General features: G+C 54.5%; 18 protein-coding genes and 1 pseudogene. 12 read left to right on the top strand and 7 right to left on the bottom strand.

What is annotated here, in order from left to right:
- Window positions 1–294: a DUF2849 domain-containing protein gene (locus CMO10_RS18270; RefSeq protein WP_297024762.1), complete on the bottom strand. Its 294-nt coding sequence runs from the start codon at window positions 292–294 to the stop codon at window positions 1–3.
- Between the two features lie 216 nt (window positions 295–510).
- Between CMO10_RS18270 and CMO10_RS18265 the strand changes: the two genes are divergently transcribed.
- Window positions 511–927: a DUF1489 family protein gene (locus CMO10_RS18265; RefSeq protein ID WP_297024761.1), complete on the top strand. Its 417-nt coding sequence runs from the start codon at window positions 511–513 to the stop codon at window positions 925–927.
- A gap of 8 nt (window positions 928–935) precedes the next feature.
- On the opposite strand, the gene gcvA is transcribed toward CMO10_RS18265, so the two are convergent.
- Window positions 936–1877 carry a transcriptional regulator GcvA gene (gene gcvA / locus CMO10_RS18260; protein ID WP_297024760.1) on the bottom strand — a complete coding sequence of 314 codons (942 nt, stop codon included), beginning with the start codon at window positions 1875–1877 and terminating at the stop codon, window positions 936–938.
- A gap of 138 nt (window positions 1878–2015) precedes the next feature.
- On the opposite strand from gcvA, the gene CMO10_RS18255 reads away from it, so the two are divergent.
- From CMO10_RS18255 to CMO10_RS18245, 3 genes are all read left to right on the top strand, one after another.
- A complete protein-coding gene (locus tag CMO10_RS18255; protein WP_297024759.1) occupies window positions 2016–2258 on the top strand; it encodes a DUF1127 domain-containing protein in 243 nt (80 codons plus the stop codon).
- A gap of 243 nt (window positions 2259–2501) precedes the next feature.
- The gene (gene ppk2 / locus CMO10_RS18250; RefSeq protein ID WP_297024758.1) at window positions 2502–3566 is read left to right on the top strand and encodes a polyphosphate kinase 2; all 1065 of its coding nucleotides are present in this window, start codon (window positions 2502–2504) and stop codon (window positions 3564–3566) included.
- A gap of 104 nt (window positions 3567–3670) precedes the next feature.
- Window positions 3671–4558 (top strand): NAD(P)-dependent oxidoreductase, encoded by an 888-nt coding sequence (locus CMO10_RS18245; protein WP_297024773.1) that lies wholly within the window; start codon window positions 3671–3673, stop codon window positions 4556–4558.
- Between the two features lie 82 nt (window positions 4559–4640).
- On the opposite strand, the gene CMO10_RS18240 is transcribed toward CMO10_RS18245, so the two are convergent.
- Entirely contained in the window at window positions 4641–6137 is a 1497-nt protein-coding gene (locus CMO10_RS18240; protein WP_297024757.1) for a S41 family peptidase, read from the bottom strand.
- A 380-nt stretch (window positions 6138–6517) separates the two neighbouring features.
- Between CMO10_RS18240 and CMO10_RS18235 the strand changes: the two genes are divergently transcribed.
- The 7 genes from CMO10_RS18235 to rsmA all read left to right on the top strand — a co-directional run bounded on the left by CMO10_RS18235 (window position 6518) and on the right by rsmA (window position 16114).
- Window positions 6518–8284: an acyl-CoA dehydrogenase gene (locus CMO10_RS18235; protein ID WP_297024756.1), complete on the top strand. Its 1767-nt coding sequence runs from the start codon at window positions 6518–6520 to the stop codon at window positions 8282–8284.
- A gap of 215 nt (window positions 8285–8499) precedes the next feature.
- A complete protein-coding gene (gene lptF, locus CMO10_RS18230) occupies window positions 8500–9618 on the top strand; it encodes an LPS export ABC transporter permease LptF (RefSeq protein WP_363928350.1) in 1119 nt (372 codons plus the stop codon).
- Complete coding sequence (gene lptG, locus CMO10_RS18225; protein WP_297024771.1) at window positions 9615–10718, top strand: LPS export ABC transporter permease LptG; 1104 nt, start codon at window positions 9615–9617, stop codon at window positions 10716–10718. Before lptF ends, lptG begins: the two co-directional genes overlap by 4 nt.
- Window positions 10719–10721: 3 nt before the next feature.
- Window positions 10722–12908 carry an LPS-assembly protein LptD gene (locus tag CMO10_RS18220; RefSeq protein WP_297024755.1) on the top strand — a complete coding sequence of 729 codons (2187 nt, stop codon included), beginning with the start codon at window positions 10722–10724 and terminating at the stop codon, window positions 12906–12908.
- Between the two features lie 6 nt (window positions 12909–12914).
- Window positions 12915–14195 carry a peptidylprolyl isomerase gene (locus CMO10_RS18215; RefSeq protein WP_297024754.1) on the top strand — a complete coding sequence of 427 codons (1281 nt, stop codon included), beginning with the start codon at window positions 12915–12917 and terminating at the stop codon, window positions 14193–14195.
- A gap of 24 nt (window positions 14196–14219) precedes the next feature.
- A complete protein-coding gene (gene pdxA, locus CMO10_RS18210) occupies window positions 14220–15236 on the top strand; it encodes a 4-hydroxythreonine-4-phosphate dehydrogenase PdxA (RefSeq protein WP_297024753.1) in 1017 nt (338 codons plus the stop codon).
- 5 nt (window positions 15237–15241) lie between these two features.
- Complete coding sequence (gene rsmA, locus CMO10_RS18205) at window positions 15242–16114, top strand: 16S rRNA (adenine(1518)-N(6)/adenine(1519)-N(6))-dimethyltransferase RsmA (protein ID WP_297024752.1); 873 nt, start codon at window positions 15242–15244, stop codon at window positions 16112–16114.
- Window positions 16115–16137: 23 nt separating this feature from the next.
- Here the strand turns inward: rsmA and gmk are convergent, their stop codons facing one another.
- The gene (gene gmk, locus CMO10_RS18200; protein WP_044827436.1) at window positions 16138–16770 is read right to left on the bottom strand and encodes a guanylate kinase; all 633 of its coding nucleotides are present in this window, start codon (window positions 16768–16770) and stop codon (window positions 16138–16140) included.
- 20 nt (window positions 16771–16790) lie between these two features.
- On the bottom strand, window positions 16791–17675 hold the full coding sequence (locus CMO10_RS18195; protein WP_297024751.1) for a YicC/YloC family endoribonuclease: 885 nt from the start codon (window positions 17673–17675) through the stop codon (window positions 16791–16793).
- A 193-nt stretch (window positions 17676–17868) separates the two neighbouring features.
- Here CMO10_RS18195 and CMO10_RS18190 point away from each other — a divergent pair, with 193 nt between their 5' ends.
- On the top strand, window positions 17869–18660 hold the full coding sequence (locus CMO10_RS18190; RefSeq protein WP_297024750.1) for an SDR family NAD(P)-dependent oxidoreductase: 792 nt from the start codon (window positions 17869–17871) through the stop codon (window positions 18658–18660).
- A gap of 63 nt (window positions 18661–18723) precedes the next feature.
- Here CMO10_RS18190 and mltG read toward each other — a convergent pair whose 3' ends face one another.
- Together mltG and CMO10_RS18180 are read right to left on the bottom strand one after the other, a co-directional pair.
- Complete coding sequence (gene mltG, locus CMO10_RS18185; protein ID WP_297024749.1) at window positions 18724–19698, bottom strand: endolytic transglycosylase MltG; 975 nt, start codon at window positions 19696–19698, stop codon at window positions 18724–18726.
- A 28-nt stretch (window positions 19699–19726) separates the two neighbouring features.
- Window positions 19727–20152: pseudogene (locus tag CMO10_RS18180) on the bottom strand (beta-ketoacyl-ACP synthase II); the annotation flags it as partial.

Raw genomic sequence — 20152 nt, 5'->3', positions numbered from 1 at the left:
TTATACCGCCTGATAGCCAAGGTCTTCGCGGACGCTTGGGCCTTTGGTGCGCAGAACTTCGCGGTATTTTGTCGGCACAAGATCCGAGCCCTGCTGTTCGACATCAATCAGATACGGACCGACGATGACGATATCGAGTTCGGGTGCACTGGCCTCGGCCAGAAGCGCTTCCGCGGCTTCCTTGCCTTCGGCGGTGCGGGCATCGTTGATGTTTTCGCTCCAGCTACCATCGCTGGTCAGGAACACCACCAACCCGTCATCCAGACGGTTTGCCGTGACAACTTGCAGGGACATTCGGTTCTCTCAGCCTGTAAATCTCTCGGGTTTGGTCCTGTTATGGACCTTTTCTGCACCAGAATTTGGCTGATTAACCCTTATTGGTCAAGTTTTTTTGTGAAATATGATAAACTACACTTAATTTTGTGTTTTAATAATCCACTATTGACCGCTTGGCGTACGGGTTTTACCTCATCACTCATTGAACACCACCGCACAAGAAACCTTCCTGTTATGCCCTTGAACATCATCAAACTGAGTGTCGGCACCGATAGCCCCGAAAGCCTGAAAGAATGGCAGACCTATTTTCAGGCCATGCACGGACGGATTTTCCACACCACACGCATGACGCCCAAGCGCAAGGAAGAGATTCTTGATGGCGGATCAATTTACTGGGTGATCAAGGGAGCGGTGCGCTGCCGCCAGCAGGTCATTGACCTTGAGGAATACGTCAATGAAGAAGGCACGAAATATTGCCGCATCGTGCTGGACGAAGAACTGATTGCGACCCGCCCCTATCCGCATCGCGCGTTTCAGGGATGGCGCTATTTCCAAGATGACAAATGCCCGCCCGATGAAAAACAGGGTGGCGGTGCTGATGCCCTGCCCGATGACATGGCCGATGAATTGCGCGACCTTGGCCTGATCTAAAAGGCACCTTACGCCGGTGTATTTTCCTCGTCCGGGTCAATCTCGCGCAGCATCTCGGCGACTTCATTCTTAAGCCAGCCGACAAATGCCTTCACGCGCGGTCGCCTAAGGTGTTCTTCGGGATACACCAGATAATAGGCCCCGCTTGATGCAACGCTTTGCGGGAACGGCCGCACCAAATTGCCGGCCGCCAGATCAAGCGCAGCCAGGCTTGTGCGCGCCATGGCAATCCCCTGCCCCATCAGGGCTGCCTGAATGACCATATCGCCCGAATTAAACCGCAGACCGCGACTGACATCGACACCTTCGGCACCAACGCCCTTAAGCCAGAATTCCCAATCAGCCGCATGCGGATGATCGATAAAGGTGGTCGCATCATGCAACAACTGATGCCCAGCGACGTCAGCCGGGTCTTTTGACACCGGATGAGCGGCAAGATAGGCCGGGCTGCAAACCGGGAAGGACTCGTCACGCATCAGCATCTCGCAGACGAGCCCGGGATAATTGCCACTGCCAAACCGTACCGCCAGATCGATGCCCTCGGTCCGCAGATCGACAAGCCGGTCGTCGGCATGAATGCGCACATCGATATCTGGGTAAGCATCACGGAAATGTCCAAGGCGCGGCACCAGCCACTTCACAGCAAAGCTTTGCAGGACGCTGACTGTTACCACACCGGTTTCCTCAACCAGCATCAGACGTTCGATTTCATCAGCAATGCGTGAAAACCCGGCCGTGGTTGCCTGGGCCAATTGCGCACCTTCTTCGGTCAGGTGGATCTGACGGGGCAACCGATGAAACAGCTTGAAACCAAGATATTCCTCAAGCTGGCGAACCTGCTGACTGATCGCGCCCTGGGTCACAAACAATTCTTCGGCCGCCCTGGTAAAGCTCAGATGGCGGGCGGTGGCATCAAAGGCACGCACGGACTGCAAAGGCGGAAGCCGCATGAATATTGCTCCAATCACATGGATTAGCATTTCTAATCCATGTGATCAGAAATACTCGTTTGTTCCCCGCGCAATATAGCCGCACTATGCCTTCAACAGCAAACATTGCATTAGCAATATTAACTCATGGAGAGAATGATGGCTTATTCGCTTAGCCCTGCTCCGTCTGCCGTGGAGCGCCAACCAAAAGCATCGATCAGTACTTCCTTCATCAATCTTGTTGGTCGCCTGAATGACCTGAGCAACCAGTTTTCACGCTTTCTTGCCGTTCGCGAAGAACGCCGGATGTTGCTGAAAATGACCGACCATCAACTTTCGGACATCGGCATCACCCGTGCCCAGGCCGAAGAAGAATACCGGCAGTCTTTCAAACTGCGTTAACCCCGAACGGGATCAATCCGTCGCCACACCGCCCCCACGGAAAATTGACGAGATTGATCCACCCTTCGTGCCACCGCACAACCTGCCCGCTGCCCGTTCGATGCCCCCACATCGAGCGGGCATTTTCATTTGTCGACCGGGATTGATTTTATAAAACCATTATTTGATCCATTGCATTGCGGCGCAGTGAATAATCGCTCAAAGTTGGGGCAGTATCTGGCCACAACCGACGGGACCTCGCGCATGACCGCAGAGAAAAAAGCGTCAAAGAAATCCGAACAACCAGCCAAGAGTGCTGACAAAAACGACAGCGAAGACACGCTTGGTGCTGCAACGCGACGCACCGGCAAAAGCCGATCTGCGGCCAACCGAACAGATGCCCTTTCAAAACTCGATAGCGAAGCAAAGGACCGCTTCTTGCTGGACTCCGAAAGTATGACCATGGACCGGATTGACGATCATCCGTCAAAGGCGAATAAGACCACCAGCCAGAACCTTGCCAACATCCCCGATGACCAACTGCCGCCCGACATCGACCTGAACCCGAAAGCACGGGCAAAGAAGATGCACGGCAAACAGTATCTGGAACTGATTGCGCCCCTTCATATCGAGCTTCTGAAGCTGCAAAACTGGATCAAGTCGGAAAACCTTAAATCCCTGATCATTTTCGAAGGGCGCGACGCGGCAGGCAAAGGCGGCACCATCAAGCGGTTTACCGAACACCTTAACCCGCGTGGTGCGCGGATTGTGGCCCTTGGCAAACCGAACGACCGCGAACTGACGCAATGGTATTTCCAGCGCTATATCGAACATCTGCCAAGTGGCGGGGAAATCACGCTGTTCGACCGGTCCTGGTATAACCGTGCGATGGTCGAGCGGGTCATGGGCTTCTGCAGCATGTTTGATGTCAGCGAATTTTTGCAATCCGTGCCGGAACTTGAACGGATGCTGATCCGGTCCGGCATTCACATGACGAAGTTCTATTTCTCGGTCAGCAAAAAGGAACAGGCACGGCGCTTCAAACAACGTCAGACCGATCCATTGAAACAATGGAAGCTGAGCCCCGTTGATCTGGCCTCGCAAAACCTTTGGGATTCCTACACCGAGGCCAAACGCGACATGTTCTTCCACACATCGACCACCGACAGCCCGTGGGTGATTGTGAAGTCCGATGACAAGAAACGCGCGCGCATCAACGCCATTCGTTTCTATCTGGCACAGTTTGATTATCCCGGGAAACGGCCGGAGATCCTTGTTTATGACCGCCGGATCATTCACAGCGTCGCAGAGGAACTTGATGAGGATTGATCGACTTGCCGGCCTCTGGTCTTCCAGATCGTGAAAACATTGTCGCGGTAACATTTGCGTTCATTGACATTGCCCTCACTGCAACCTTTACTGGATGCATATAAATCTTCGGGAGGCAAACAATGGCAAAATGTGCATTTATCGGTCTGGGTGTCATGGGATATCCGATGGCCGGTCACCTGCAGAAAGCAGGTCACGACGTTACCGTCTATAACCGTACCGCGGCAAAGGCGGAAAAGTGGGTTTCCGAATATGGCGGATCATCCGCCCCCACCCCGGCCGAGGCGGCAAAGGGTGCGGAATTTGTCTTTTCCTGTGTTGGCAATGATGACGACCTGCGCAGCGTGATGCTGGGCGATGCGGGCATGTTTGCCGGCATGGACAAGGGTTCTGTCTTGATTGACAACACCACCGCATCGGCCGATGTCGCGCGCGAACTTTATGCTGCGGCCAAGGATATGGGCATTTCATTTATCGACGCCCCGGTTTCCGGTGGTCAGGCCGGTGCAGAAAACGGTGTTTTGACCGTGATGTGCGGCGGCGATCAGGATGCGTTTGATCGCGCTGCCCCGGTCATTGATGCCTTTGCCAAATCCTGCAAACTGATGGGCGACAGTGGTTCTGGCCAGTTGACCAAAATGGTCAACCAGATCTGCATCGCCGGTCTGGTGCAGGGCCTTTCCGAAGGGGTTAATTTCGGCGTCAAGGCCGGCCTTGATATGGAAAAAGTTCTGGATGTGATTTCCAAAGGGGCTGCAGGCAGCTGGCAAATGGAAAACCGTGGCAGCACCATGGTCGAAAACAAGTTCGACTTCGGCTTTGCGGTTGACTGGATGCGCAAGGATCTGGGCATTTGCCTTGAAGAATCCAAACGCAATGGCGCCCGCCTGCCGGTCACAGCGCTTGTTGATCAGTTCTATGCCCAGGTGCAGGAACGCGGCGGCAATCGCTGGGATACCTCGAGCCTGATTGATCTGCTGTCGCGCGGCTAAAGCACCGCGGACCAAACATCAAGACAAACAAAAAGCGCGGCCCATCGGGCCGCGCTTTTTGCATTGATACCGTCTTAGGCGATTACAAACCGGCACGAAGCAGCGGCTCAACCTGATTGCGGTAATTGGCCAGCGGACCGTTATCGAAATAGCCCACCGCACATTCAAGAACGGAATCGCGGATGGGTTCTTCGCCTTCTGCGAGATTTTCCTCAAGGTTCTCACGGCTCGATTTACCAAGACGTTCGATCTCGATATCCTGCTCGCAGCTGGTCGCTTCAAGCGTTGCCAGGGACTGGCGTGGATCACGACGGCGCGACGGCAGTGCGTGTTCAAGATCAATCTCGCGCTCGAACTCTTCGGCATCAGGCAGTGTGACTTCGATATCGGGAATCACACCGTGACCCTGCACGATGTGATTTTCCGGCGTGGTGTAATAGCCAGTGGTGATTTTAAGTCCACCGCCCGAGGTCAGCGGCATGATGCGCTGCATCGAGCCTTTGCCAAAGGAACGCTCGCCAATGATGATGCCGCGCCCGTTTTCACGAAGGGCTGCCGCCATCAGTTCAGCACCGGATGCCGACCCGCGATCAAGCAGGATCGCCATTGGCACCTGATCAAAGAAGTCGGACCGGTCGGCTTCGTAGCTGCGCAATTTGCGCTCCCCGCGGCCTTCGGTGGCAACAATCAGACCATCACGCAGGAACTGGTCGGCAATATCGGCTGCACTGTCCAGAAGCCCGCCCGGGTTGCGGCGCAGATCAACAATGATGCCGCGCGGTGATGCGATCCGGTCTTCGAGTTCGCGCAGATATTCCTGCGTCTGATCAAGGGTGGTCGCATCGAAACGTGACACGCGGATGTAACCAATATCCTGATCAATGATGCTTGCGGTCACCGACGGAACTTCGATCCGGGCCCGTTTGACCGTGACTTCAAAACTGTCTTCGACACGTTTGATGGTGAGCGTCACCGGGTCGCCGACGCGACCACGCATCCGCCGGACTGCTTCGGAAATCGGCTCACCGACCATTTGATAGCCATCGATATGGGTAATTCTGTCATCCGGGCGCAGGCCCGCACGCGCGGCTGGCGTATCGTCGATTGGGGAGACAATCCGGATGCGCTTTTCATCATCCAGCGCAATAACGATACCAACACCGGCAAAGCTGCCTTCGGTACTTTCCTGCAGGCGGCGGAACATGTCATCTGTCATATAGGCGCTATGCGGATCAAGGTCATGCAGGCTGTCATCAAGCACCGCACCCACCACACCAACCGGCGATGTGTCATCGGTTTCAAGATCGCCCAGCATGGCAATGCTGTTATCGATGAACGCCATGCGATCGATTTTCTCGACATAGGTCTCGGACAGCACCTCTAGCGCTTCGACATAAAGCTTGTCGGCATGGGCAAACTGCTCCTCGCTCGCGCCGGCGGTCACGCTGGTGCGATAGGCATCGAGAAACCTGCGTTCTTCATCGCTTGGCCATGCCGGACCGGCACAGGCCACCAGTCTTGTTCCGGCGAACGAAATCAGCACCGCAAACAAAATTGGCAATATTCCCTTACGCAGCAACAGCTTGCTCCTGTCCTTCAATTTTTTCGACCGAATGCATAACGGGCATCATTCGACCTTCAATTCCCGCAAGTCTAGCCTGCCTTTTTTCGCTTGGCGACCCCTTGGCATGCAATCAGCACCAGATCACGCAACTTTTACCTGTTTGGGCGCTTACCCGCACGTCTTCGCAACATATCGGTAGCCTTTTGTCATTTCGCCAGTGTTCGTGCTGAATTGCGCGGCTTCAACCAATGTTGAATGCCGTCTTTGGCGCAACAACGCGAAACAGACTCGATCTTGGCGCGCTGGATCGTTATGCTACGGCCAATAAAACAAGGTCGGCACAAAGCTGACTATTCCGAGCGGGCGGCTCACATTTCAGGGAGACGTCTTTTTTCATGAGCGACTTTACGCCCCCCATTTCAGATATCCGTTTTCTGATCCATGACGTGATTGGTCTGGATACGGTATCGAAGCTGCCAGTCTATGCGGAAACCACACCGGATCTGGTTGACGCCATCCTTGAAGAAGCGGGCAAATTTGCGGGCTCCGTCATCGCACCGCTCAACCGGATTGGCGATCAGGAAGGCGCAGAACTTCAGCCAGATGGTACTGTCCGTACGCCAAGCGGCTGGCGCGATGCCTATGCACAATTCTGCGAAGGTGGCTGGCAGGGTATTTCGGCACCTGAAAGCGAAGGCGGCATGGGGCTTCCGATGTTACTCGGGGCTGCCGTTGCCGAAATGTGGCAGGCAGCGAACATGGCCTTTGCGCTTTGCCCGATGCTGACATCCGGTGCGATTGAGGCCCTTATTGCCCATGGTTCGGATCAGCAGCGTGAATTGTATCTGTCTCGCATGATCTCAGGCGAATGGACCGGCACCATGAACCTGACCGAACCGCAGGCGGGATCGGATCTTTCGAAGGTTCGCAGCACTGCGGTGCCGCAGGATGATGGCAACTATAAAATTTCCGGTCAGAAGATCTTCATTACCTATGGCGATCACGAGATGACGGAAAACATCGTGCATCTTGTGCTGGCCCGCACCCCCAATGCCCCGGCTGGTGTCAAAGGTATCTCGCTCTTTATCGTTCCGAAATATCTGGTTTCCGGTAGCGGTGAAATCGATGCGCGCAATGATGTGATCTGTGTGTCGCTTGAGCACAAGCTTGGCATTCATGCCAGCCCGACCGCCGTCTTGCAGTTTGGCGACAAGGGCGGTGCGACCGGTTATCTGGTTGGAGAAGAAGGCAAAGGCCTCGCCTATATGTTCACCATGATGAACAACGCACGCCTTGCCGTCGGCCAACAGGGCGTTGCCATTTCCGAGCGCGCCTATCAGCAGGCGCTGGATTATGCCAACACCCGAAAACAGGGAAGCGATACCAAAACCGGCGAAGAGGCCCCAATTGCCGTTCATGGCGATGTCCAGCGCATGTTGATGCGCATGCGGTCCTCAACCGATGCGGCGCGTGCGCTTTCGTTCTATGCCGCAACCCAACTGGATCTTGCCCATCATCTGTCTGATCCAGATGAACGCGCCGCCGCACAAGCCCGGGCGGATCTTTTGATCCCACTGGTCAAGGGTTGGTCGACTGATCTTGGCGTTGATAACGCATCCCTTGGTGTTCAGGTTCATGGTGGCATGGGCTTTATCGAGGAAACCGGTGCGGCACAGCACCTTCGTGATGCGCGTATTGCGCCGATCTATGAGGGCACGAACGGCATTCAGGCGCTTGATTTCATTGGACGCAAGGTACTTCGCGATCAGGCGCATGCCCTTAACGCGTTGCTTGCCTACATCAAGGAAACGATCCGCGACGTTCAAGCGGGCGATGCCACGAGCGATCTTGCCGAGGCAAGCGGTGATCTGGATCACGCAATTACCGATCTCGAAAACTCGACCTCTATCGTGCTTGAACGTTGTGCTGCGGATGCGGACATGGCGCAGGCGTTGGCCACGCCATATTTGCGGCAAGCGGCCTTGTGCATTTCCGGATGGTTGATGCTGCGTGCACTTCATGCCGCAAACAGTGCCGAAACACCGGAAGAGTTTCGCATTTCCAAAACAAAAAGCTGCAAGTTCTTCTTTACCCAACTCCTGCCAGAGGCCGCTTTTATGGCGGCACAGGTGCGAAATTGCACGGACGCGCAAATGCATTAACGACGGTCACATTTTCGCCGTGCTTTTTTGCTCAAAACCCAGTTGCATCATCGCCGCCTATGCGGAACGATGGTGCGACTTTCTTGTTCCCCGAATTCAACCAGCCCGATCATTCCCTCACATGCAGGTCAACATTCGGAAATCCCGCAAGATTTGAAAGGGTTTGACGACAATTTCCTGTTTCGGTTTTTGATTGCTTCTCTATAATCCGCCCAATGAATCTCTTAACCCGATATATGCTCAAACAGCAGCTGATCATGATGGTCTTTGTCACACTGGGACTTCTCTGTGTGATCTGGCTGTCGCAAAGCCTGCGCTTTGTCGAAATGATTGTGAATCGGGGCTTGTCGATCTCCGTATTTTTGCAGCTGACGTCGCTGCTGCTGCCCAGCTTTTTGACGATCATTATTCCGATCGCGCTGTTCTTCGTGATTGTATTTTCCTATAACAAGCTGATCCAGGACCGAGAGCTGATTATCATGCGCGCGGCAGGATTGAGCCAATGGGCGTTGGCCAAACCGGCTCTGATTGTCGCACTGCTTTCAACAGCAGTGTGCTATTTCCTCACTCTGTTCTACCTTCCCTACAGCTACACACAATTCAAGGAACTGCAGTTCTCGATCCGCAACGACTTCTCGTCAGTTCTGTTGCAGGAAGGCAGCTTCACGGATCTGGACGGCTTGACGGTGTACGTCCGCGAAGTCGGCCGGGATAACGAGTTGCTCGGCATTCTGGTTCACGACGCCCGCGATCCGGACGCGCAAACCACGATGATGGCCAAACATGGCGCACTGGTTCGCACCGACGAAGGCCCGCGGATTGTCCTGCTGGATGGTAACCGTCAGGAAGTCAATGCCGACGACGGCACCATGTCGATCCTGTATTTCGATCGATATGCGGTTGATATTGCCCAAGGAGTTGTTGAGGAGGGCCTACGTTATCAAGATGCTCGCGAACGTAGCGTCTATAATCTGCTCACCGGCATCCCGCCGGATATTATCGAGCGAGACCTTAACACGTTTCGAGCTGAAGGACATGATCGCCTGATTTCCCCCCTTAACGCCATTGCATTCTCTAGCATTGCACTGGCTGTTCTTGTTTCCAGCAGCTTCTCCCGTCGAGGACAGACAGGAAGACTCTTGTTTGCCATTGGTTTCATGGTCCTTTGTCAGGCGACGGGTATCGCTATGAAAAACCTTGCGGCCAAGAACCCGGCGCTTGTCCCACTGATGTACATGAATGCTCTTATCCCGATTGCTTTAGGCCTATACTGGACGTTCCGCGGTCCGGTGATCAAAGCGCGGCGCGCGACTACCCAAGAGGCAGAAGCATGAGAATTTCGCCGCTTCTGACATGGTATTTTGGCAAGCATGTCCTGATCTCAATTCTGGCGATCCTGACGCTTCTCATCAGTTTGATTCTGATTGGGGATACCATCGAACTCCTTCGGCGCGCGGGGAACAAGCCCGACGCTACCGTTGGCATTGTTCTGCAGATGGCCACCAGCCGAATTCCGTTCATGACCGAGAAGGTCCTGCCCTTTGCCGTTTTGTTCGGGTCGATGTTCTCGTTCTGGAAATTGACTGGCAATCAGGAACTGGTCGTGACACGTGCGGCAGGTGTTTCTGCCTGGCAGTTCATGCTCCCGCCAATCTTGTGTGCCATCATTCTTGGCAGTATTCAGGTAGGCGCACTCAATCCACTTTCCTCGATCCTTCTGCAGAAATACGAAACGCTCGAGGCGCGCTATTTGCAGAACAACGCCAGCGTGATGAACCTCTCGTCAAGTGGGCTTTGGTTGCGTCAAGGGACTCAGGACGGTCAGGCCGTTATTTTTGCCCGCTCGGTCAGCAGCCAGCAGGGTGATCAGCTTGATCTTCGGAACGTAACGATCTTCCGTTTTGAAGATGCTGACGATTTCACGACCCGCATTGATGCCGGGCGCGCCGTTCTCGAACCCGGCACTTGGCATTTCTATGATTCATGGACTTTTGTTCCCGGCCAAGCCAGCACTTTCGCAGCAGAAATGATGCTGCCGACAAACCTGACCGCGCGCAAAATCCAGGACAGCTTTGCTTCACCAGAAACCATGTCATTCTGGGATCTGAAGCCCTTTATCACTTTGCTGGAACGCGCAGGCTTTAACGCCACTCGACATCAAATTCATTTCCACAGCCTGTTGTCGAGGCCTTTACTTTTATGTGCCATGGTTTTGATTGCGGCAGCATTTTGCCTTAAATTCTCTCGACGTCGTCGCGCCTCGCTTGTTATCGGTGGGGGTGTTGCGACCGGGTTTATTTTGTATTTTTGCACGGACGTCATTTCGGCACTTGGCGTTTCCGGCGGCATTCCACCGGTTTTGTCGGCATGGGCGCCTGCGGGAATATCCTTGTTGCTCGGGGTTACTACATTATTACATCTTGAGGATGGCTAGCCTATGGTCATGGCGGGGGGAATGATAAAAAGACTGACAACAGGCACCATTCTGGGCTGCGGGATTTTAGTTGGTGGAAGCTTTCTAAATCTGCATCCGGCAGCCGCACAAACAAGCGGCTCAGAAACTCCTCAGCAAGAACCGGCCATTCTGTTTAGCGCAGATGAGGTTGACTACAATCAGGACCTTCAGACCGTTACGGCTCGCGGCAATGTCGAGATTTCACGTGAAGGCAGGATCCTGCTTGCCGATACGGTGAGCTATGATCGTTCTCAGGATGTTTTGACAGCCTCGGGCAATGTCAGCATCACTGAACCCAGCGGTGAAGTCACCTTCGCGAGTTATGTCGAACTTAGCGGCGACTTCAAGGACGGGATCGTCCGGGATATTTATGTACTGCTCGACGAAAACACCCGGATCGCCGGCGCGGGAGCGCGACGCAGCGGCGGGAACTTTACCGAGATTGCCAAAGCCGTTTACTCTCCCTGCAAAGTCTGTGAAGACGATGGTAATGGCTCTACTCCTCTTTGGCGTATACGTGCGGCCCGTGTTCTCCATGATGCAGACAGAAAAACAGTAGAATACGAAGATGCCCGTTTGGAAGTTGCCGGCATTCCGGTCCTTTACTCTCCATATTTCCAGCATCCAGATCCGACAGTAAAACGTCAGTCCGGTTTGCTTGCCCCGTCATTTGGCAGCACAACCCATGTTGGCACTTATTTTAGTCAGCCATATTACTGGGCGATTGACAAAAGCAAGGACATGACCTTCACGCCGACGTACACAACGGACGAAGGCCCGTTGCTCGCTACAGAATATCGGCAGCGCTTTGACAGCGGCGAAATGGAAATCATCGGCAGCGCCACCAACGATAGCGATGACAACTGGCAGGGGCACATTGATGCCGAGGGCAGGTTCGATATCGACCCGACATGGCGTTGGGGTTTTGATGCAGAACAGGCCACTGAAAAAACTTACCTGTCGCGATACGGCTTTGCCTCCCCGTCTGAATTGACATCCAACCTGTTTACCGAAGGCTTTCGTGGAGCAAGCTATACTAGGGCCGATGCGTATTACTTTCAGGGTCTGAAAAGTGACGATGACCGAGACACGACACCCATGGTGCTGCCTCATTTGCAGTTTCGTGGACAATCTGCGCCCGCCCAATATGGCAGCATAACAACGCTGGATCTGGATGCATTGTCACTCACTCGTGAAGACGGTGCAGATTCACATCGTGTTTCTGCAAAGGCAGGATGGGAACTTCCCCATGTCGGAACCATGGGTGATGTGACCAAACTCAGCCTCTCAATTCGCAGCGACAACTACATTGTCTCAGATGTTAGTCGTAACGGTAGAGACGATTACAGTGGGTATGCGGGACGTATTCTGCCACTGGCAGCGATTGACTGGCAAATGCCTTTTGTCAGCAATCAGGGCGTCTATCATCAAGTTATCACGCCGATTGCTATGGCGGCATGGTCCCCTAACGGTGGCAATCCGGCAGAAATATCAAATGAGGATTCCCAGTCATTCGAATTCGATGATATCAACCTGTTCGCTCATGATCGCTTCGGCGGTCTTGATCGCGCAGAGGATGGATTCCGTGCAAGTTATGGACTTGAATGGGCCGTTTATGGACCAGATGGCGGATACACGAGTGCCATGTTCGGTCAAAGCTATCGCGCAAACAAGAACGACACTTTTGCTGCCGGCTCTGGACTAGAAGAACATCTCTCTGACTATGTAGGAAGGGTCACGGTATCCCCAAACAGCTACCTTGACCTCACGTATCGTTATAGATTGGATAACGACGATCTATCTGCACGTCGAAATCAAGTAACTATCGCCGCAGGTTCACTTGATACTGTTCGAATAAACACTTCTTATGTGCACTTCACAGATGATGCAGGTAGCGAAGAGTTCGACGAGCGAGAAGAAGTCTATTTCCAAGCTGAGCGACAATTCAGCCAATTTTGGTCAGCCCAAGCCTATAGCCGCTATGACGTCGATCAGTCAGATCCATTGGAATATGGTTTCGGTTTTGTTTACGAAGATGAATGCTTCGTCTTTGATGGTCGTGTCCGCCGAACCTTTTATCAGGATCAGGACCTTGGCGAGTCGGATGAATTCCTCTTCCGTCTGGTCTTCAAGACCTTGGGCGAATTTGCATATGCACCTGGATTATAAGTAAAAATGATTTCCAAATTTTCGATTTCGACATCCTTGAAAATCTGCGCTGTAATGGTGACTGTCACACTATCGATGATAGCAGCACCGCTTCGCGCCCAATCACCTGTCGGGGTTGCGGCGGTCGTCAATGATGATCCGATTTCGATCATTGATCTTGTTGAGCGCATCAAGCTTGTTGCCGTCTCGTCAAATATCGAGATTACCCCCCAGCGTAGTAACGAAATGGCGCCGCAGATCCTACAACAGCTGATCAATGAAAAGCTGCAGATGCAGGAAGCGGAGCGTCGCGGCATCGAAGTCACGGAAGAGGACATCGCGCGCGGCAAGTCGATGATTGAGCAAAATGCAGGCCTACCGAACGGGATGCTTGATGCCTATCTGAGCCAGCGCCAGATCACACCGGGCACGATTGAAAACCAACTCCGACCTCAGGTTGCCTGGCAAAAGCTTCTGGGCACCATGCGTAATGACGTCGAGATTTCCGAAGCCGAGATCGACGACAATCTTGAACGCATCATCAGCAACCAGGGCAAACCGCGTAACCGGGTTCAGGAAATCTTCCTGCCAGTCGATAATCCTCGGGACAGCACACGCGTTTATCAATCCGCCCAGGAAATTCTTGGTGCCCTTGGTCAGGGGGCTGATTTCGGCGGTCTGGCACGGCAGTTTTCGGCCAGTGCAAGTGCGGCCAATGGCGGCGACCTTGGATGGCTTTATGCCGGTGAAATGGCAGGTGAATTGCAACAAGCCGTCAACCAGCTTCAGCCCGGCCAGGTCAGCGCACCAATCCAGACCATCCGCGGATATCACATCCTGAAACTTCTCGATCGCCGCGTTGGGGATGCCAACGCCGTCACCGATACGAGGCTGGATCTTTATCAGCTGTTCGTTCCGATCAGCGGTGATATGCCCCAGGATCAGATTGATAACAGAATGGCTGTCCTGCAGAACACCCGCGAAACAGCCGATAGCTGCGAAGCCATGGCAAATGTCGCTGTCGACCTTGGCTCAGACCTGAGCGGCAAGATGGAAGGCATTTCGCCAAGCGCACTCTCTGGGCCGATCCGCCAGGCTGTCAGCAATCTTGATCAAGGCAAACCGTCAAACGTCATTCGTGTCGATGGCGGCGCCCTCATGGTCATGATTTGTAACATCACCGAAGAAAGCAACCTGCCGACCCGTCAGGACATTGAAAACCGTCTGCGGATAGAACGTCTTGATATTTTGGCACGTCGCAAACTTCGTGAACTGCGTCGTCAGGCCTTTATTGATATCCGGATCTGATCCGATCGACAGGACCAAAAGAGGATGACAGAACTCGCACCCATCGCAATGACCATTGGCGAGCCCGGCGGCATCGGGCCGGAGCTTGCGGTCAAGGCATGGCTGCGCCGCGACCAGGATGAGATTGCGCCATTCTGCCTGATCTCCCCTGCCGGTATTGTCAAACACGCAATAACGCAGAGCGGAAATGATGTCCCGCTTGAGGTCATCAAGACGATTGATGCGGCAAAACCCACCTTCCAGCGCGCCCTGCCGGTCTTGGAGATCGCGGATGTCGCAGCGGACGTCGTATCCGGTGTCGCATCGGCGAAAACGGCAAGTGTTGTGATTGAAAGCATCACAAGGGCGGTTGAACTGGCAACCAAGGGTGACGCCAGTGCTGTTGTGACCAATCCGATCCAGAAAAGCGCGCTTTATGAAGCCGGTTTCAGTCATCCCGGCCATACAGAGTTTCTAGCAGAACTAGCCGGTCCGGGAACAATCCCGGTCATGATGCTGGCAAACAGCCAATTGCGCGTGGTGCCACTGACCATCCATATCGCGCTCAAGGATGTCCCGACACAGCTGACCACCAAGCTGATTGTCGAGCGTTGCCGGATCACACATCAATCACTGAAAGATGCCTTCGGGATTAAAGCCCCCCGTCTCGCCGTTGCTGGCCTGAACCCGCATGCGGGTGAGGACGGTGCGATGGGAACCGAAGAGCAAACCATCATGGCCCCCGCCATCGAACAACTTCGGAACGAAGGTATCGATGTTATCGGCCCGCTTCCGGCAGACACGATGTTTCATGCAGAAGCGCGCGCGAATTACGACGTCGCCCTTTGCCCCTACCACGATCAGGCTCTGATCCCGGTCAAGACGCTTGATTTTCATGGTGGTGTGAATGTCACGCTGGGATTGCCATTTATAAGAACATCGCCCGATCATGGCACCGCGCTGAATATCGCTGGCAAAGGGATTGCACGCGCCGACAGCCTGATCGCTGCCCTCAGGATGGCAGCCGAAATGGCGACCAAACGCCTTGCGACAGGAGCCTGACCAACGTGTCAGAACACAGCGAACAAACAACCGGAAAACTCGCCAATGACGGCCTTCCGCCGCTCCGCGACGTTATCGCGACCCACGACCTGTCGGCACAAAAGAAATTCGGTCAGAACTTCCTGTTTGATCTGAACCTGACCGGGCGCATCGCACGCGCCGCCGCCCCGTTGGAAGACGCCACCGTTATTGAAATTGGCCCGGGTCCGGGTGGGCTGACGCGTGCCTTGCTGTTTCATGGTGCCAAGAACCTGACGGTGATTGAGCGTGACCCACGCTGCCAACCGGTTCTGGAACAGATCAGCAATCACTATCCCGGTGCACTGCACGTCATTGATGGCGATGCGCTAGAGGTCGATGTCACCACGTTGGGCCCCACCCCGCGCAAGATCGTCGCCAACCTGCCCTATAATGTCGGAACACAGCTTTTGCTGGGCTGGTTGATGCAGATTGATCAATTCGCCAGCCTGACCCTGATGTTCCAGAAGGAAGTCGCGGAGCGTGTCGTCGCCCGCCCAAAGACAAAGGCCTATGGGCGTCTGTCGGTGCTGTGTCAGTATCTGTGTGACTGTGACATTCTGTTTGATGTCCATCGCAGCGCCTTCACCCCACCACCAAAGGTAACCTCCGCCGTCGTACAGCTCCGCCCCAAGGCGGAACGAGGTACTGACATCAATCTTGATAGCCTGGCCAAAATCACCCAGGCCGCCTTTGGCCAACGCCGCAAGATGCTGCGCGCCAGCCTCAAGACGCTTAACGTCAATGTCGGAGAGTTGCTTGCAAAGGCCGACATTACTGAAACATCGCGGGCCGAGGAACTCAGTGTCGCGGACTTCGTTCGCCTGACACAGGTCCATGATGAAATGGCCGCTTCGTAAAGCGGCCATTTTTGCAATACATATCAATCGGTCAGAAGCTTTTTGACAAAGCCCGGCAGACCGGTCTGTCGTTCACGTTTGATCCGCTCAGCACCGATAATGTGCCGCACATCGGCGATGCAACGATCAAGATCATCATTGATCAGCACATAGTCAAACTCTTCCCAATGGCTAATTTCCGCACCTGCCTTGGCCATGCGTTTCATAATCACGTCGTCAGCATCCTGCCCGCGATCACGCAGGCGGCGCTCCAGCTCGCCAGATGACGGCGGCAGGATGAAGACCGACACAACATCGTCTCCGCCCTTGTCGCGCAGCTGACGTGCACCCTGCCAGTCGATGTCAAACAAAACGTCACGCCCTTCGGAAAGGGCCTTGTCCACCGGTCCAAGCGGCGTGCCATAGTAATTGCCAAACACCTCGGCCCATTCAAGCAGCTCGTCATCGGCAATCATGTGTTTGAAATCATCGACCGACTTGAAGAAGTAATGTTTGCCTTCTTCCTCGCCCGGGCGCGCTTCGCGGGTGGTTGCCGAAACTGAAAGCGAAATCTTGTCATCGTTTTCAAGCAACTGACGGGTGATGGTCGTTTTACCCGCACCGGACGGAGCACAGAAAACCAGCATCACGCCACGACGGTTATGTGGATCAGTCATCAAAGTTCCTCCCTGCCCGCTTATTCGACGTTCTGGACCTGCTCGCGGAGCTGATCAATGATCACTTTAAGCTCCATGCCGCAGTTGGTCAGTTCAATATCATTGGCCTTTGAACACAAGGTATTGGCTTCGCGATTGAATTCCTGACAAAGGAAATCAAGCTTGCGCCCGATTGAGCCACCCTTGGTCAGCATGTCACGCGCTGCCGTGATATGCGCTTTGAGGCGATCAATCTCTTCGCGGATATCGGCCTTGGTGGCAACGATCGCTGCTTCCTGATGCAAACGTTCGGGATCAAACTTGCCCGCATCCATCAGTTCTTCGACCTGACGTTTCAGACGATCCTTGATCGCCTCGGCGCGAGCGGCTTCGCAATTCTGGGCGCGCGTGACGGTTGCTTCGATATTGTCAACATGGCCACGCAGCATCACATCAAGTTTTTCGCCTTCCTCGGCCCGGTGGGCCGCCATCTGATCGATCGCTTCATTCAGGCTTGCCAGCACGGCAGCATCATTGGCTTCGCGAGTTGCTTCGTCTTCCTGTGGCTCATAGGCCTCAAGCACGCCACGCACATTCATAAGGTCGGCAATCGTGCCGGCCGAAAGGCTGCTGGTATTGTCGAACTCTTCGGCAAGCTGGACCAGTTCGGACAACAGTTCCCGGTTCACCGAATAGGCATTGGTATCGCCGGAACGCGATACGTTAAGCGTGACACCCATATTACCGCGCTTGAAGCGTTTGGAGACCGCATCGCGGACCTTGGCTTCAAGGCGTTCGAACCCGCCATTCAGGCGCAGGCGAACATCAAGGCCCTTGCCATTGACGCTGCGCAGTTCCCAGGTCCAGCCAAAACCATCAGCCGCGCCATCAACGCGTGCAAAGCCGGTCATGCTTGAAACGGTCATATTTCCATCCAGTTTGCTTTTGTGTTTGGGCGTTTATAACGATTGCCCCTACTCCCGCCAAGGGTCAACACAGGTTACGCACACCATATCGCCAATATGGTATTTATAGAGCCTGTTTCATAATGCTGCCCTATTGCTGCAGCATGTTCCGCCAAAATCGATCCCGTTAATTCAAAACCCCGAACGAGCAACAATGTCCTTTCAGTACAATGCCATTCTGATCACGGGTGCCAGTTCTGGCATAGGTGCTGCCTTGGCGCGTCATTTTGCGCGCACTGGCGTGACCCTTTTTATCAGCGGACGCAATCAAACCCGCTTGCAACTGGTCGAAAATGACTGCCGCGCAGCCGGGGCAAATGTCTATGCCGATGTTCTCGACGTAACATCGCGCGAGACTATGGAGGCCTATGTCACCCATTGTGATGAAATCGCCCCGCTCAGCCTTGTGATTGCCAATGCCGGCATTTCGGCCGGGACCGGTGGGCTTGGCGAAAGCCCGGAACAGGTCCGCGATATATTTGCCACCAATGTTGCCGGTGTACTCAACACCATTGATCCGGCGATCAAGGTCATGCGCGGACGCAGGCGTGGTCAGGTCGCGCTGGTCGCATCACAGGCATCCTGGCGTGGCTTGCCCTCTGCCCCGGCCTATTGCGCCAGCAAGGCTGCTGTGCGGGTCTATGGCGAAGGATTGCGTGGTGCATTGGCACCTGATGGCGTGAAGGTCAATGTCATCTGCCCGGGCTTTGTTAAAAGCCGCATCACCGATGCCAATGATTTCCCGATGCCCTTCTTCATGCAGGCAGACAAGGCCGCCCGCAAGATCGTGCGTGGCCTTGAACGCAACAAGGGCATGATCGCCTTTCCTTGGCAAATGAACCTGACTATCGGAATGCTCAAGATGACGCCGCAATGGCTGCTGGATTTGGCCGCGTCCCGGATCCCGAAGAAAACGTCATCACCCGATGGCGTGAGCGACCACTAAAACATGAAAGGCGGCATTCACATGATGCCGCCTTTGTTATTTCAGCTGGGTATATTGCCGAACTCACTGCCCGTCGCGGATACGCCGCCACTTGGCAACGTTGCGATTATGCTCCTTGAGCGTGCGGGCAAAGGCATGGCCGCCCGTACCATCCGCGACGAAATAGATATCCTCGGTCGCAGCGGGATGCAGAACGGCATAGAACGCGTCGCGCCCCGGATTGGTAATCGGCCCCGGCGGCAACCCACCCGTGACATAGGTGTTATAAGGGCTGTCAAAACGCCAGTCCTGACGCGTTAACGGACGTTCAAGACGCTTGTCCGGGCTGATAGCATAGGCAACCGTCGGATCGGACTGCAGGCGCATATCACGACGCAGGCGATTGACAAACACCCCGGCAACGCGGGCACGTTCACCGGCAACACCAGTCTCGCGCTCAACGATAGAGGCCAGAATGACGGCTTCCTCGATCGTATCAAACGGCAAGCCTTCCTGACGGCCCGGCCAAAGCTGTTCGACCATCTCGTCATGAGCGGCACGCATGCGATCAAGGATGCTTTGTTTCGTATCACCAAACGAGAACTGATAGGTTTCCGGCAATAAGGTGCCATCTGGCGGGATGTCAGTGATCTCGCCGCTGAGCCCATCAACCAGATTGATCCGCTCGACAATTTCACCGGAACGAAGGCCTTCGGGGATGGTGACGAACCGTTTGACCGTATCACCGGTCGCAAGGATTTCAGCGGCCTGTTTCGGGCTGACCCGGGCCGGGAAATGATACTCGCCAGCACGAAGCGATCGATCAAGCTGACTGACACGGACACCTGCCAGGAAGATCAGCGGTTCGGTGATGATATTTTCACGTTGGAAAATTTCGGCAATACCGCGAACACCGGTCCCCTGCGGGATGATGATGTCGCGTTCCTGCGCCATGTTACTGGGCGATGTGTATTGCACATAAACATACACCGCTGCCCCACCTGTGGTGAGAGCAGCGGTGATGATCAGAAAGCCAAGAAAAAGCAGAAAACGCTTCAAGGGAATGCTCCCGGGGTTGCTCTGCTGTTTAAACGGCTTTGAACACTAGCGACGCGTTGGTGCCACCAAAGCCGAACGAGTTCGACAGCGCGACGTTAACTTTACGCTGTTTGGCTTCAAGCGGAACCAGATCGATGCCTTTGCATGCTTCGGACGGATTGCGCAGGTTCAGCGTCGGCGGAACGACACCTTCATGGATCGCAAGGATCGAGAACACTGCTTCAATCGCACCGGCAGCCCCCAGAAGGTGACCCGTTGCCGATTTTGTCGAAGACATCGACATGTTCTGGGCGTGATCACCAAACAGGCGCTTGACCGCACCAAGTTCGATTTCATCGCCAAGTGGAGTCGAGGTGCCATGCGCGTTGACGTAATCAACATCTTCCGGGTTCAGACCCGCATTGCGGATTGCATTGCGCATCGAACGGAAACCGCCATTGCCGTCTTCTGCCGG

This window comes from Thalassospira sp., from assembly GCF_002709775.1.
Lineage (GTDB): Bacteria > Pseudomonadota > Alphaproteobacteria > Rhodospirillales > Thalassospiraceae > Thalassospira.
This window is presented reverse-complemented; position numbering and strand designations above follow the sequence as displayed.

Excerpts from the sequence above, each read along its gene's own strand:
- CMO10_RS18270 (WP_297024762.1), bottom strand. The coding sequence starts at position 294 with ATGTCCCTGCAAGTTGTCACGGCAAACCGTCTGGATGACGGGTTGGTG.
- CMO10_RS18265 (WP_297024761.1), top strand. The coding sequence starts at position 511 with ATGCCCTTGAACATCATCAAACTGAGTGTCGGCACCGATAGCCCCGAA.
- gcvA (WP_297024760.1), bottom strand. The coding sequence starts at position 1,877 with ATGCGGCTTCCGCCTTTGCAGTCCGTGCGTGCCTTTGATGCCACCGCC.
- CMO10_RS18255 (WP_297024759.1), top strand. The coding sequence starts at position 2,016 with ATGGCTTATTCGCTTAGCCCTGCTCCGTCTGCCGTGGAGCGCCAACCA.
- ppk2 (WP_297024758.1), top strand. The coding sequence starts at position 2,502 with ATGACCGCAGAGAAAAAAGCGTCAAAGAAATCCGAACAACCAGCCAAG.
- CMO10_RS18235 (WP_297024756.1), top strand. The coding sequence starts at position 6,518 with ATGAGCGACTTTACGCCCCCCATTTCAGATATCCGTTTTCTGATCCAT.
- lptF (WP_363928350.1), top strand. The coding sequence starts at position 8,500 with ATGAATCTCTTAACCCGATATATGCTCAAACAGCAGCTGATCATGATG.
- lptG (WP_297024771.1), top strand. The coding sequence starts at position 9,615 with ATGAGAATTTCGCCGCTTCTGACATGGTATTTTGGCAAGCATGTCCTG.
- CMO10_RS18220 (WP_297024755.1), top strand. The coding sequence starts at position 10,722 with ATGGTCATGGCGGGGGGAATGATAAAAAGACTGACAACAGGCACCATT.
- CMO10_RS18215 (WP_297024754.1), top strand. The coding sequence starts at position 12,915 with ATGATTTCCAAATTTTCGATTTCGACATCCTTGAAAATCTGCGCTGTA.
- pdxA (WP_297024753.1), top strand. The coding sequence starts at position 14,220 with ATGACAGAACTCGCACCCATCGCAATGACCATTGGCGAGCCCGGCGGC.
- gmk (WP_044827436.1), bottom strand. The coding sequence starts at position 16,770 with ATGACTGATCCACATAACCGTCGTGGCGTGATGCTGGTTTTCTGTGCT.
- CMO10_RS18195 (WP_297024751.1), bottom strand. The coding sequence starts at position 17,675 with ATGACCGTTTCAAGCATGACCGGCTTTGCACGCGTTGATGGCGCGGCT.
- CMO10_RS18190 (WP_297024750.1), top strand. The coding sequence starts at position 17,869 with ATGTCCTTTCAGTACAATGCCATTCTGATCACGGGTGCCAGTTCTGGC.